This window comes from Gilvibacter sp. (genome assembly GCF_965601605.1).
Lineage (GTDB): Bacteria > Bacteroidota > Bacteroidia > Flavobacteriales > Flavobacteriaceae > Gilvibacter.
Genome location: NZ_CBFCWJ010000006.1, coordinates 20,360 through 34,298 on the forward strand (window position 1 = coordinate 20,360; position 13,939 = coordinate 34,298).

14 protein-coding genes are annotated in these 13,939 nt (G+C 40.8%); all 14 read left to right on the forward strand.

Annotation, left to right across the window (positions count from 1 at the left end; all coding sequences use genetic code 11):
• Position 1 precedes the first annotated feature (1 nt).
• Positions 2-478 carry an acyltransferase gene (locus tag ACSLP7_RS00980; RefSeq protein ID WP_435577578.1) on the forward strand — a complete coding sequence of 159 codons (477 nt, stop codon included), beginning with the start codon at positions 2-4 and terminating at the stop codon, positions 476-478.
• Positions 475-1,578 (forward strand): DegT/DnrJ/EryC1/StrS family aminotransferase, encoded by a 1,104-nt coding sequence (locus ACSLP7_RS00985; protein ID WP_435577579.1) that lies wholly within the window; start codon positions 475-477, stop codon positions 1,576-1,578. Before ACSLP7_RS00980 ends, ACSLP7_RS00985 begins: the two co-directional genes overlap by 4 nt.
• Positions 1,571-2,536 (forward strand): sulfotransferase family protein, encoded by a 966-nt coding sequence (locus ACSLP7_RS00990; protein WP_435577580.1) that lies wholly within the window; start codon positions 1,571-1,573, stop codon positions 2,534-2,536. Before ACSLP7_RS00985 ends, ACSLP7_RS00990 begins: the two co-directional genes overlap by 8 nt.
• Entirely contained in the window at positions 2,520-3,746 is a 1,227-nt protein-coding gene (locus ACSLP7_RS00995) for a lipopolysaccharide biosynthesis protein (protein WP_435577581.1), read from the forward strand. The genes ACSLP7_RS00990 and ACSLP7_RS00995 overlap by 17 nt, the downstream gene beginning before the upstream one ends.
• On the forward strand, positions 3,743-4,990 hold the full coding sequence (locus ACSLP7_RS01000; protein ID WP_435577582.1) for an O-antigen polymerase: 1,248 nt from the start codon (positions 3,743-3,745) through the stop codon (positions 4,988-4,990). The genes ACSLP7_RS00995 and ACSLP7_RS01000 overlap by 4 nt, the downstream gene beginning before the upstream one ends.
• Positions 4,987-6,060 (forward strand): hypothetical protein, encoded by a 1,074-nt coding sequence (locus ACSLP7_RS01005; RefSeq protein WP_435577583.1) that lies wholly within the window; start codon positions 4,987-4,989, stop codon positions 6,058-6,060. The genes ACSLP7_RS01000 and ACSLP7_RS01005 overlap by 4 nt, the downstream gene beginning before the upstream one ends.
• 1 nt (position 6,061) lies before the next feature.
• Complete coding sequence (locus ACSLP7_RS01010) at positions 6,062-7,723, forward strand: hypothetical protein (RefSeq protein WP_435577584.1); 1,662 nt, start codon at positions 6,062-6,064, stop codon at positions 7,721-7,723.
• A gap of 1 nt (position 7,724) precedes the next feature.
• Positions 7,725-8,441 carry a hypothetical protein gene (locus ACSLP7_RS01015; RefSeq protein WP_435577585.1) on the forward strand — a complete coding sequence of 239 codons (717 nt, stop codon included), beginning with the start codon at positions 7,725-7,727 and terminating at the stop codon, positions 8,439-8,441.
• Between the two features lie 49 nt (positions 8,442-8,490).
• Positions 8,491-9,072, forward strand: coding sequence for a sulfotransferase family 2 domain-containing protein (locus tag ACSLP7_RS01020; protein WP_435577586.1), 582 nt, complete (start codon positions 8,491-8,493; stop codon positions 9,070-9,072).
• A complete protein-coding gene (locus tag ACSLP7_RS01025) occupies positions 9,072-9,767 on the forward strand; it encodes a sulfotransferase family 2 domain-containing protein (RefSeq protein WP_435577587.1) in 696 nt (231 codons plus the stop codon). Before ACSLP7_RS01020 ends, ACSLP7_RS01025 begins: the two co-directional genes overlap by 1 nt.
• Positions 9,768-9,773: 6 nt before the next feature.
• Entirely contained in the window at positions 9,774-10,460 is a 687-nt protein-coding gene (locus ACSLP7_RS01030) for a hypothetical protein (protein WP_435577588.1), read from the forward strand.
• A gap of 122 nt (positions 10,461-10,582) precedes the next feature.
• Positions 10,583-12,091 (forward strand): lipopolysaccharide biosynthesis protein, encoded by a 1,509-nt coding sequence (locus tag ACSLP7_RS01035; RefSeq protein WP_435577589.1) that lies wholly within the window; start codon positions 10,583-10,585, stop codon positions 12,089-12,091.
• On the forward strand, positions 12,084-13,085 hold the full coding sequence (locus ACSLP7_RS01040) for a glycosyltransferase family 4 protein (protein ID WP_435577590.1): 1,002 nt from the start codon (positions 12,084-12,086) through the stop codon (positions 13,083-13,085). The genes ACSLP7_RS01035 and ACSLP7_RS01040 overlap by 8 nt, the downstream gene beginning before the upstream one ends.
• Positions 13,086-13,158: 73 nt before the next feature.
• The coding region (locus ACSLP7_RS01045) for a glycosyltransferase (protein ID WP_435577591.1) at positions 13,159-13,939 on the forward strand (781 nt) is incomplete at its 3' end.

Consider the following 13,939-nt stretch of genomic DNA (forward strand, 5'->3'; position numbering starts at 1 on the left):
GATGAACAAAAACGAACCCATAATTTTTGAAGCGGGCATTAAGAATGTAGAATTTGGCGAAAACGTCAAAGTTGTGCATCCGTCCAACATCTATGGCTGTAAAATAGGAGACGATTCCTTTATTGGGCCTTTTGTAGAGATTCAAAAAGATGTGACCATTGGGGCACAAACCAAGATCCAGTCGCACAGTTTTATTTGTGAATTGGTGGATATAGGTGATCGTTGCTTTATTGGACATGGGGTTATGTTTATCAACGATTTGTTTGCCAAAGGCGGACCTGCACAGGGCGATAAAACGCTTTGGAAGTCTACCAAAATAGGAAACGATGTCTCTATAGGAAGCAATGCCACCATCTTGCCAGTATCCATCTGTGATAAGGTAGTGATAGGAGCGGGGGCTGTGGTAACTAAAGACATTACAAAATCCGGAGTATATGCCGGTAACCCAGCAAAATTTTTAAAAGACTTTGAACAATGAACATACCTTTTGTAGACTTAAAGGCCCAATACTTAACCATTAAGGACGAGGTTAAAGAAGGCATCGATTTTGTATTAGAAAACACCATGTTCATTGGTGGTAAGCCAGTCGATGATTTTAAGCGTGGTTTTGAAGAACTCTACGGCGTAGATCATTGTGTTCCCTGCGCCAACGGAACTGACGCTATTTTTATCGTCATGAAGATGATGGGTATTGGAGCAGGAGATGAGGTGATCACCACAGCTTCTTCTTGGATCAGCACTTCTGAAACCATTACGCAAACCGGTGCTACCCCTGTTTTTGTGGATATTGATGATTATTACACCATTGATACCTCAAAAATTGAAGCCGCAATTACACCAAACACTAAAGCGATCATTCCGGTACACCTATACGGTCAAATGGCAGACATGCCAGCCATCATGCAGATTGCTAAAAAGCACGGCCTTAAAGTTATTGAAGACTGTGCACAGTCACATTTCTCAGAGATCGACGGAAAACGCGCTGGGCTCTACGGGGATGCTGCTACCTTTAGTTTCTACCCTGGAAAGAATTTAGGCGCCTACGGAGATTCTGGATGCATTATTACTAATGATGGAGATCTGGCGGAAAAATGCACCATGTATGCTAAACACGGTGCTCTGGTAAAACACCACCACATCATAGAAGGTATCAACAGTCGATTAGACACCATCCAAGCGGCAGTTCTAAATGTAAAGCTGAAGTATATTTTGGATTGGACAGCTGCTAGGCAACGCATTGCTGCCCGTTACGATGCAGCACTACAAGGTGTGGGAGATCTAGTAACTCCAAAGTTGCGACCCAATGGGAAACACACCTACCACGTATATGCTATTAGAACAGCAAATCGCGACGCTTTAAAAGAATACCTAAAGGGTCGTGGCGTGAATACACAAATTCACTACCCTAATGCCATGCCTTTTATGCCTGCATACGAATACCTTAATTTGGATAAGAGTCAATATCAGATGGCTAAGGCGCATCAGGACCAGGAATTATCTTTACCGATTTACCCAGAGATGACAGACGAGCAGGTGGATTATACAGTGAGCTGTCTAAAAGACTATTTCAATGCCTAAAGAAACCTTTTTATTTATTGGAGGAACAGGTCGATCAGGAACTACGATCTTATCTCGTGTGGCGGGCAGTCACAAAGATTGTTCAAGACTTCCCTATGAGTTTCGTTTCCATGTAGATCCGCACGGATTAATGGATCTACACGCCGATTTAACCACCAACTGGGATGTTTTTAGAGGATCTGCGGCAGTGGCTAATTTTAAAAGGTTTTACGAAAAGCTTATTGCCTTTTCGTTTCACTCTTATCACAATGTGACCTTGAAGGGTGCCTCCAAAAAGACCTATGAGGGCTATTTGGAAGAATTTCTTGCTGATTTAGGAATTCAGAAAGACAAGCGATTGTGGATCGGAAATTCGCCGACGCTTCCCAAAGCTTTGTCTTTGGTGAATCAAAAAATGGCACAACCGTTTTACCCTGAGTTCTTTGTTACTAAGCCCTTAGATGATCAAACCTTCTTTAAGGCGGCAAATTCCTTTTATCACAAGGTTTTTGCTTCAGAACTCAAAGGGAATGAGTTTTTGGTAGAACATACACCGTATAACTTTTTGCATTTTCAATTTTTGGCCAATGTATTTCCTGAAGCCAAATTTATACACATTAAGCGTTTCCCTTTCGACATTATCTCAAGTTATACAACTATGAACTGGGGGAGTACTGAAATGGAACACAACGCCCAGCAAATCATTGCCTTATACAGTCAATGGTTAAAGAAGAAACCATCACTAACTAACTTTATTGAGATCAAGTTAGAAGATCTTGCCGGAAATCCACAAGAGACTTTAAAGTTCGTTGGAGACTATATGGGCATCGATCCATCAGCCTTTGATACTTCAGAGTTCAGCGATAAAAAATCGAATGTGAACCGATGGAAGAAACACGCCGACCAATTTAAAGCATTGCACTGTTTTGATGAATTGGTGCAAGTATCGGAGGCCTTAGGATATGAAGTCACTCTTTAGAAATTCAAATTTAAAGAATGTAATACTCCTTGTTAGCAGTATCGTCATTGGTAAGGGGCTTGTACTGATATGCACCCCTTTTATTACCCGACTTTACGATCCTTATCTTTTTGGTATTCTGGCGTTGATTATGAGTTACGGCCGCATACTTGCGGTGGTCTTTTCCATGCGCTATGAGCTGAAGTTTCTGAATATTGAAGAATCGGAACGATTCAATTTATTGAGATTCTTGAATGCTCATGTATTTCTGTTTTTCTTATTGTCGGTCTTGGTTTGTGGGTTAATAGTCCTTGGTTTTGAATTACCCATGTATTATCTGTTAATACCAGTAGTTGCCCTTTTAGCGGCTATGTATGAGACTAACAGAATGTACAATGTATCCTTTAAAAAGTTTACTCAGATTGCCGTTTCTGAGGTAGTTCGTGGATTCAATCAAGGTTTGGTACCGCTGATCGCTTTCTTCTCTGCTTTGTTTGTTCCGTTTGGATTAGTTACAGCGGAGCTTAGTGGATTGGTGGGCTCTATTTTTAGTTTGGCAGGGATTAAACGTGTCAGCAGTATTTTACATCCCAAAAAGTATCTGTCGCACTTAAAGGTGGCCTATAAGGAAATGATCCTGACGGGACCGGCCAAGCTGCTCAATGTCTCTACCAATGAGATCATTCCCATTGGGATTGGCTTCTTGTATAATAACGAACTTTTGGGCTTGTACTTTGTTGCTCGGAAAATCATGGGAGTGCCCTTGAGCTTTATTACTAAAGCCATATTTGATGTTTTGACCAATTCTTTGAGCGAGATCTTTTTGAAAAGTGGAGCCATTAAGGCGCGCAATTATTTGTTCAGACAATTCAAACTGTTATTGTTGGCGGGCCTAGTCTTTGGGCTTGGGGTCTATTTATTAATTGACTTTTTAGTAGATGTGTTCTTAGACGAGAGCTACGAAAAAGTAAGTCAGATCATTAAGTTGAGTTTGATTTACTACTGTAGTTTGTTAGTCGTAAAGCCGCTGAGTAACTATTTCAATATTATTGGGAAGTTCAAAGTAAATCTCATTTGGGATTCTATTCGATTCTCCTTAGTTGTGCTATCTTTTGTGATTGGCTGGATTATGGCGATAGACTTTGATCAGTTCATATTCCTGCTTTCGCTCTTTTTGTTTGCGGGGTATTTGGTTTTTGTACTTTTATTGCGCTTTTATAAGGTTGAATGAACTTAGAATTACTGCTGCATATTATCAATGGCTTGTTGCTCCTGAATGTATCTAGGAAGTTCTCTTTGTATCATCCGGCTAAAGTTTGGATCCTGTTTCAGTCCTTGTTTTATTTTGGGACCATTTATCTCACAGATTTCACGAACCCCTTAGAGATGACTCACCTAAGGATGTATGCTTCCTTTGTGTTAGTCGCTTTTCTCACTTCGCTTTTATTACCCAAAGACGACAGAAAGTTTGAAGTTGTGGTCAAGGACAAACACATTCAGTTTGTTTACATATCCTTTTATGTATCGGTAGTCATGTGTTCCATTTATTTCACCTTAGCAGGCGGGAACCTTTTTGTACAGAATTTGAGGTCTGTGATCAATCTAGGTTCTACCTTAGATTTTGTAGGAAGCAGACGATTGGAATTTTATGCCGGTCAGAACTATTACGCACCTGGTTTTTTCAATCTGTTCAAAAACTTTCTATTGCCGGCCTCGTTTTACGGAATTCTATTTTTGCATATCAAAGGTTATAAAAGACAACCCAAATGGTTCATTGCAGGCGCTTTGATCACCTATCTCTTATTTATCTTAGGTACGGGTCAGCGAGCGGCCCTAGTCCTTTCATTGCTCTATGGTATTCTGTTCTGTCTTTATTTCTTAGGTAAAAAAATGACCTACAAAATTGGGCTTTATAGCGGCTCAGGATTTTTTGTTCTTTTTGTTTTGGCAACCTACTTTTTGGGACGTGCCAAACTCAAAGCATTGAACTCAGTGGATGATTATATCCTGCTCACAGAAGTTGCTTTAGAACGCTTCTTTGTGACCAATCAAAGGGTCGGATTGCTGGGCTACAAGTACATCATTACCTATGAGGAAATAACTTGGGGTTATGATTGGCTCATGTCACTGGAGCAGTTTTTACCAGGAAAATCAACCCATATCAATTTAGCCAATAAGGTGTTTGCTTGGCTTTACGGGTCCCCTAGGGGGACATCGCCGCCGTCTTTGGTAGTGAGTGTTTATTACAACTTCGGATACGTTGGAGTTGCTATTTTTCCAGCCGTTTTCTTGTACTTCCTACAAGGCTTGTATGACGTATTCACCAAACGATATCGAGGGTTCTTAGAACTGTTTTTATACGCCTTTATCTATTTTGCATTAGCAACTTGGGCTACTAGTGCAATTGACTATCCGCTTAGAAACGGAATACTATTATTCATTTTGCTCTACTTCATTAAGAAAATCAAGATTTGAAGAAAATCGTCTACATACGGCCTGGAGACATCTACGTCACTCCAGCTTTTAGCAGAATCATAGAGTCTAAAGACTTATTGAATGATTCTTCCGTAGCGATTTACGTCATTCAATGGTTGGATAGTGAACCTTCAAAATCAGAGGAAGGAATAACTTATTTAAACTTTAAAAAACCGCGAGGATTAAAGGGATTGTTAGGTTGGCTTTGGTTTATTTTGCGTAACCTGTGGAGTATTGCACCGGGCTATGTACACAATTTTTCTTTTCACAGTTGGTTTCCAATTTTACTTTATAAGTTGTTTTATCCCAAGAGCGTTAATTTGTTCTATGATTGTAGGGATTACTTCGGATGGAGCTTTTCGTTGAGTCCGCTGACCAAAAAACTATCCATATGGATGGATCGCCGCATTGCTAGTTTGTGCAAACAGATCATCTTTCCGGATCGTAACGGCTTTGTGTATTTCAACACCCAGTCCGATAAGTATACCGCTATACCGAATACAGTAACCGATTTTCTGGCTAATAAAGAGATTATTCGTCCAGACACTGGGAAAAACATCCGTTTGTTTTATGCGGGTTATCTATCCAACGACAGAAACATTCAGTCCATAATTGAAGCCGTAAAAACCCACAAGAACTTAGAACTGCATATAGCTGCAAATTTCATTTCTAATCAATTTGATCAAGCTCTATTGGAAGACCCTCGCTTTGTATATCACGGCAAGTTGACACATCAAAGTGTAATTGAGCTCATGTTGGAATGTGATTACTGTTTGATCATGTACAATGCAGATTTAGAGAATTACCGACTCATTCAGCCAACCAAGTTTTATGATTCTTTGATGAGTAACACCCCTTATATTTGTGCGGAGGGTATGGTGGCTTTACAGGAGCACTGCGGAGCAGATTGGCCTAATTTATGTTTACCTTACGGTGATGTTAATGCTTTTGCTAATCTGACAAAACCTGTGGTTAGTTCCAAGAATCGTGAACTATATGAGCAGAAATACGAGTATAATACGGTTTTGGCTGAGATTGCAAAGGTTTACAGTAAATACTTGAACCATTGATATGCCGCTGCGATTTGCACTTCTATTTTCACTTTTACTAAATATGGGTTTGAGCTATGGGCAGGGAATTCCTAATGGAAATTTTTCTCAGCAATACAGCACTGCTGACGGTATAGTACTACCGTCAAATTTTAGAGTACGCGCTAAGACGATAACCTATCATAAATACGATCCGAATACAGGTCGCAATGAATCCGGCTCAGGTCATTTTGATACTCAAGGCAAAGAGATCGCAACAGGATATTTTTACGGGTTTTACGACGCGAGTGGGAAGCAACCAGAGTACCTAAGCGTACGTCCAGGAGATAAATTTGAATGTACTATCTATTACAAAATGGATGCTGCGTTTCACCAAAGCAAGGGAAGTGCCGTGTATCTGCAGGCATTATTTTTTAATGATGGAACTGCGCGAGTAAGACCTCAAGCGCAAGTTGATTCTAAAAGGAGTTCGACTTTTGATCCTCAAAACCCACAGCAGTGGTATGCCCTGCGTTATACTTTTGAGGTTCCTAAGGAAGTCAGTCATATGGGTATAGGGGTCTATTTTAAAGGAAACGGCAAAGTTTGGCTTGATGAATTTTCTTTAAAACAACTGGATGAGCCGAATGACACAGAGGATTTAGTAGCCAATGAGTTTTCTCTTGACGCTGTTCCTTTTTCCCCGATGGTGCAAATTGTTTCTGACCAAAATGATCGCATGCAACAAGCTTTGGAGAACTATGAAGAGAGAAATAAAGCCAAGGGCACGCACTTGGCTGATAGTCTTTGGACCTTACGTGAATCCAATTGTCATCCGCAAATACGACTCACAGCAAATATTGCATCTGCGGTATTTAACAGTAAAAAACTATATCCCAAGGGTTCGGCTATGCACCAAAAAGCCCTTAATGCTTTGGATTGGCTCATGGCCAATCAAGAAGCTAATGGGAGTTTTTTGTGGTATCCTTCAACTGAATGTGACCGCCCGGTAAAAGACGAAGGTTCCTTGATGTATGAAGGCAGTATTGCACTGATGGCGCTTCGTGATGGATTCTTGGCCTCCGATCAGCAACAGGAGCGTGAACGCTTGTATCAAGCGGCCAAACGTTTTTGTGATTATCTCTTAACTACATCGCCTCAAGCCAACACGAATTTCAACGGATTCGCGCTTTGGGCCTTGAGTAATTTCATCACTTTAAAGCCAGATGCTCCGGGTATGGAAGTCTATGCTGATAAATCTTGGAGCTTTTTTAAACATATTGAGAGACAACAGACCCGAGCAGGCAATTGGCCAGACTTTCACAACAAGCATGTTTATTACCATGCAATAATAACGCGCGGTATTGCCAGTCTGTATTTGGCGCAGGAAAAGCTACAACTCTTTAATGCAGAGCAAGCATTAAGGCTAAAGAAATCGTCTTATCGGGCGGTGAACTATTTACTGGCACAAATTGAGACCGCCGAAGGTGACTTGCGCAAACACCCAGACATAGATACCCAAACCGTGAAAAGTCCTTTTGCTTTAGAAGTTGTACTTTTAGCCTTAGAGTTCCCGGAGTTAAGCACATCAGAAAAGCGCCATTTAGAAGCCTTGAGTGCCTTGTTAACCAATTTCAGCATCATGAGTACTCAGGGTCATGAAATTGCCGCTCTAGGGAGATATTTGGATTTTAAAGGCAAATAATTTGAGTCGAAAAGTACTCATCACATCCATAGGCAGAACAGCCACTTTAAGTCTCACTCAGTGGATGAATCAGTTTCCCGGAGTACAAGCCTACCACGAACGGGGCAAGGATGATCCTTACTTTCTGTATTTATCGCAGTTTGATGCTTATGCTCATTTTACGGAACACTATTTGAATCAACGTGATGCCTTGGCCTTAAAATCAGGTTCAGACACCTATTTGGAAGTCAATCCTTACTTTCGATTCGCAAATCAAGATCATTTAAAAAAGCTTGGATGGTCTACTGTGTTTATAGTTCGCCATCCGAGGACTTATTTGACAAGCGTTTATCGCCGTAAACTTTTTACTGCAGCGGATACTTCTTTTCAGAAACTTCCCGAGTCCAATGATCTCATGTATTCTGAGTGGGATAGAAGCAGTAGGTTTCAAAAACTCTGTTGGTACTACGCTCAAGTGCATCAGTATATTTTAAATGGGCAATACACTTTTTTCCAGAGCGAAACACTCGTTGAGGATCGCGCGGTCCAAGAGGAATTTTTAAAGGCTATTGGTTTGGACCAAATTTCAGAAATTCCAAATTTTCCGCATCTGAATCAATCTCATAAATCAACACTGACACACCAATTAGATTGGGATTCCTTGTCTGCGGATGATATGAAGACTTATACGGACTTATGTACACCTTTAATCGCTAAATTAGGCTATGAACTTTCGTGATTCGGCATTATATAGGCGATTTTATCTTCCAAGAGTTCGAAAAAAGCTCTTGAACCGTTACCTAGACGAGATCCATAGCGGAGACAAGCCTGTATTTATACACATCAATAAAACCGCGGGTTCATCAATAGCTCAAAGTCTTGGTATCACTGCTGGCCATTACACTTTACATGAACTAGAATTGGCTTATCAGCAGCGATTCAAAAAACTACTGCCTCTTGAAGTGCCGGTGTACACGGTAATCCGAAACCCCTTTGATAAGGTAGTTTCTCAATACAGCTACCGCAAACAGACCGATCAAAACAACTTAGCCACAAAACCCTTGAGTTTTAGGGATTGGGTGGAAGCGGTCTATGACCGTAAAGACCCAGCGTATAGAGACCGGGAACTCATGTTCATTCCCCAGACAGAATGGTTGCGATCAGAACGATTAAAGCAGGTCAAATACATTCATTTCGAACAACTGCATGAGCAAGTTCAACCTTTATTGAAAAAATACGGAAAACAAGATTTGGCTTGGAAAAAACGCTCCGATCACGCTCCTTACAGAACCTATTACGATCAGCATACCCAAGCGATTATTGAGCGGGAGTTCGCTAGTGATTTAAAAACATTTAACTACGAATTCTAATGCTGATCCCAGAACATAAATGCCTTTTTATCCATATCCCTAAAACAGCCGGACAATCTGTGGAGGATTATTTTCTCAAGGAAATGGGAAGAGATCGGACTGACGATAATTCCAAGTATTTGCTTGGAATTAATCCCAAGGAGCAAGGCCCTAAGCGATTGGCACACTTGACGGCGAGTGAATATGTAGATTTGAATCATGTCGACAGTAAAACCTTTGAGGATTATTTCAAATTCTGTTTTGTTCGCAACCCCTGGGAACGTTTGGTTTCTTTGTATCGATTCCGCGGATTTTCTACAGTTTGCAGTTTTGCTGTCTTTGTGGATCATTATTTGGAGCATTACATAAGCCATGAAAATTGGTTTTTTAAGCCTCAAACAGAGTTTATCTTTGACGCGAATGATAATCCGCTTTGCGATTTTATAGGTAGGATGGAAAATTTGCAAAAGGATTTTGACATTGTTTTAGAACGTTTATCCATGCCACAAGGAGTTCTTCCGCATACTAACAAGTCTGTTGAAAAATGGGCCTCAGCAAAGACGTTGAAGCTTTATTTAAAACATCCGTCATTAATTTTTCACAACGGCAGTATTCCCAAAACTGTTGATTACCGCGATCATTATTCCGCAAAGACCCTCGCTCAAGTACATCGGTTATACGAGCGTGATATTAGATTGTTGAACTATCAGTTTTAGCCGCTTTTGATCATTTCCCACAAACATAAATTCGTCTTTATTAAAACCCGTAAAACAGCGGGTACGGCTTTGGAAATTGCCCTGAGCTCCATTTGCGGATCGGATGATGTCTTAACCCCACTATCGGGTGAAGATGAGGTTTTGCGCAAACAGCAAAGTGGCAGGTCTGCTCAAAATTATCGCCTGCCTTGGTCTCAGTACACGGTACAGGATTACTTCAGATTGATAAAAAAGGGCAGTAGACTTGAGTTTAAAAACCATCAAAGCGCAAAATTAACAAGAGCCCGTTTGGGGGAGCAAATTTGGGATAACTACTTCACCTTCTGTGTAGAACGCGCACCAGAGTCTAAAATAATCTCCCACTACCAATGGCTAAAAATGCAGGGACGCTGCGAAAACCCATTGGATTATATAGAAAAAAACTATTTTCGCAAAATCCTGGGAAGTACGGCTTATACCAATTCCGCTGGATCGATTTTAGTAGATAAGGTCTATAAAATGGAAAAGTTGCCAGAAGTAATTCTGGAACTTAATTCTCGTTTTGATCTTCCTGCTGACTCATTGAGACTTCCCCACATCAATGTGAAGAAAAGTGCCCCCGTATCAACCGCAGAACAAGAGAACCTTCTTGAATTGTATCGAGAGAGGTTGCGGGACTTTTTTAGTCTTGAAAGAACATTGTATAAAGACTAAATGTTCGTTTTTATCGAAGAACGTAGAGAAATTTGGTCTTCGAGAAGTTTTTATAAAATTATTAATTAATTAATCTTAATTTTCAATTAGAACGAATTAATTCGCGCTTGATATAACCATAAGTGACAGAGAAGTTAAACAAATCCATCAGTTATAAGGCCTTACAGACAGTAGGTTTTACGCTGTATTCCATGTTGCTGATCCCGCTGTTAATACGTTACTGGGATACAGAAACTTACGGGAGCTGGATTGCCATTTATGCTTTGTATAATTTGGTGCAGGTAGTTGAGTTTGGCCACAACACCTACGTGGGCAATGCCTTCAATGCCATGGTTCATACTGATAGAGATGGAGCCAAGGCCTTATTGGGTTCCGCTTTTAGAATCAATTTCCTCTCTGGAATCATCCAAATGTCGGTAATTGGTATCATCTACAAACTAGGGGCGTTTAGTTATTTTGTCGAGAGCGATATGCCAGACAAAAATATTGGCATTATCCTTTTTATTTTGTTCCTCTACCGCTTGCTGATTGGTTCATACCGTGGCCTTTTGGTTAAAATTCTAAACCCATTCGGATATATCTATAAATCCTATCAATTCTCCATTTTTGAGCGCATGATAGAATTCACGGTGTTAGTTGCGGCGGCCTTTTATGGGATTTCCCTGATCAACATGGCACTGTTATGGCTGATCTTTAAAAGTTGCTATTCTTTAGGCATTCTTTTATATCTGAAAAGACTTCTGCCCGAGTTTTTTCCGTGGTGGGATAAAGGTAGTCTATCACTGGGATGGCAGAACTACAAGAAATCTTTGCCGTACATAGGAAGTTCTCTTTTAGATCGCTCAGCCTCTGATGGAGTTGTTCTTTTGATTTCTGTATTGTTGGGATCTACATTCTTGCCGCTGTTCATTGCAATTCGAACTTTGGTAAACTTCGGCACCAAGGTTTCTGATATTTTCCTGAGTCCGATAACACCAGAACTTATCAATCTATTTGCCAAACAACAAAAAGAGCGCCTATTACAGCTCATAGGATCATATTGGTTGATAACAGGCGGTATACTGATCATCGGATTTATGTTTTCAATTTGGGTGATCGAGCCGATTTTCGAGATTTGGACCAACGGACGCCTAACTTTTAGACCTTTGGTATACTATGGATTGATTCTAGTTATGATCACTCAAAATGTGGGAAGTATATTGGACGCCTTTCTAAGAGGAATTAATCGCACCAAGCTCGTCTTTCAAACTTCGCTGATACGTACAGCAATGATCCTGCTGGGTATCTACGCGTTTTATACTATGAGTATTAAAGGTGTGATTTTAGCCATGGGTATCGCTGAGTTTTTCAGAAGCGTGATCTGGTTGCCCTATTGGTGTTCAAAGGAACTTTCTGCGGACTTCAAAAAGATTGGTATGCTTTGGCTCAACCCCTTGCTCATAGGCTTGAGTGTACTGTTTTACTTTGTTGAATTTAGAGATCCTCCAATTTGGGTTTTGCTGGGTATCATATTAGCCGTTTTGATACTATTACTTTGGCAATACCGACAAATGTCTCCAGCCGTGCTGCGTCTTTTACAGCGTAAGTATGCTTTTCTAGGCCTAATTGCAAAGATGAATAAGAATGGGTAAGCAACCGGTATTTCTGGTCTTTAGAAAAGCTAATCCGGGCAATTTTAGTATTGAATCCATTTATCACGGTTTACTCAACTTTTGGAAGCAGTCCAATCAGTCTCAGTTTGATTTCCAAACCATTCAGCTCAAACACAATTTTGACCTGATCCTTTTTCTAAAGTATTTTCTGCGGAGTCTTTTTGTTCGTGGGCAAATTATTCATATTACCGGTGGCGCTAATTATATGGTCATGGCCTTTCCCTTTCAAAAGAAGGTTTTGACCATCCATGACTTTTACTATCTGAAATCTGAGAAGAAGGGTGGACTGTATCGCTGGCTGTTCTACACATTGCCCTTGCGCTTTTCCACAAAGATCGTGGTGGTATCCGCAGCGACTAAATCAGATTTAGAGCATTTGTATCCAAGCTTTTTGAACAAAGCTATTGTCATACACAACCCGTTGACACTCCAGGTGCTAGCTCCAGAGATCGCACTTAACAGAACCCAATCTCATCCTGTGAATATTCTACAAATTGGCAGCAAGGCTTTGAAGAACTACGAAAGACTTTTTGAAGCCTGTAAGGATTTAGATGTAAAGTTAACTTTGGTTCATGCAAACAGAATGGGCTTAGCGGAAAAGCTTGAGGCTTATGGATTGACATCGCGCGCCGAAGTGTTTTCTGAAGTAAGCTCCAAGCAGTTGCAAGAGCTCTATCAGCAGGCGGATCTGCTTTATTTTGCCTCCTTGGAAGAGGGGTTTGGGTTGCCTATTTTAGAAGCTCAAGCACACGGTTTACCTGTACTAACCTCCAATCGCTCACCCATGAATGATCTGGCCCCAGAAGCGCTGTTGGTTGATCCTGAGGATACTAATGCAATCCGAAAGGCAATTAGTGAATTCATGGAAAAGGGGTACAGTCGGGAAAAAACAGCGATGGCCTATGCGCGTTTGGATCAATTTTCGTTTGAGAAAGTTGCACAGCAATACGACGCGCTATATGCTGAATTATAGCCTGTAATTGCTAAATATTTAGTTTCTTTGCCAGCGCTGGGAAAGGCCCAAAATTCCAGCCTTAGATGCACAAATGGTTATTGTTGTTACTCCACAAATTAGATCAGTTTCTGTTCAAGACGGACCCAATAAGTCCTTGGTTGGAATTTGTTCTCTTTTGGAAGCTGAAAATATTCCCTACAAAGTTTTGGCTTTAACAGATCCGCTTGGCGGGCAACATAATACAGCAGCAATCAATCCAAAGGTGGATTATATGGAAGGTGTATCTGTGGCCGATCTCAACAATAGGTTTGAAGACGGGACGGTCGTATGGCTCAATACCTTGTACAATTGGAATTTTACCGTGAAGCCGCTTATGGCGCTTCGCAAGCATCCCAATATCAAGATCATTGTGAGTCCGCGAGGACAACTGCTCAAAGGTGCTTTAAATCTAAAAAAACGCCTTTACCTCCAGCTTTTGAAACGCTTTCTGAAAAGTTTGAAGAACGAGGTTTGGGTTCACTATGCCAACACCCAAGAAAAAGCAGCCTCCTTAGCTCTTTTTCAAGGATATCCGGAACTGATCTTCAACAACCCGATCTCTGGCAAAGTGCAATCCGCAGAACGTCCCACAAATGAGGATGAATTTGTTTTGGGATACTTTGGACGCGTATCTCCGATAAAGAATATTGAATTTGTTATCAAACAACTGCCAAAGCTTCCAAATAAAGTGCGTTTGGAAATCCACGGAACCATTGTTGATCCGGCCTATCAGCAAAAGTTAATGGCGCTCATCGAAAAACTGCAATTAAAAGCGCGCGTAGGTTTTTACGATACCTACAATAATTTTAATTTCGCAAAGAAATCCGCCGGGG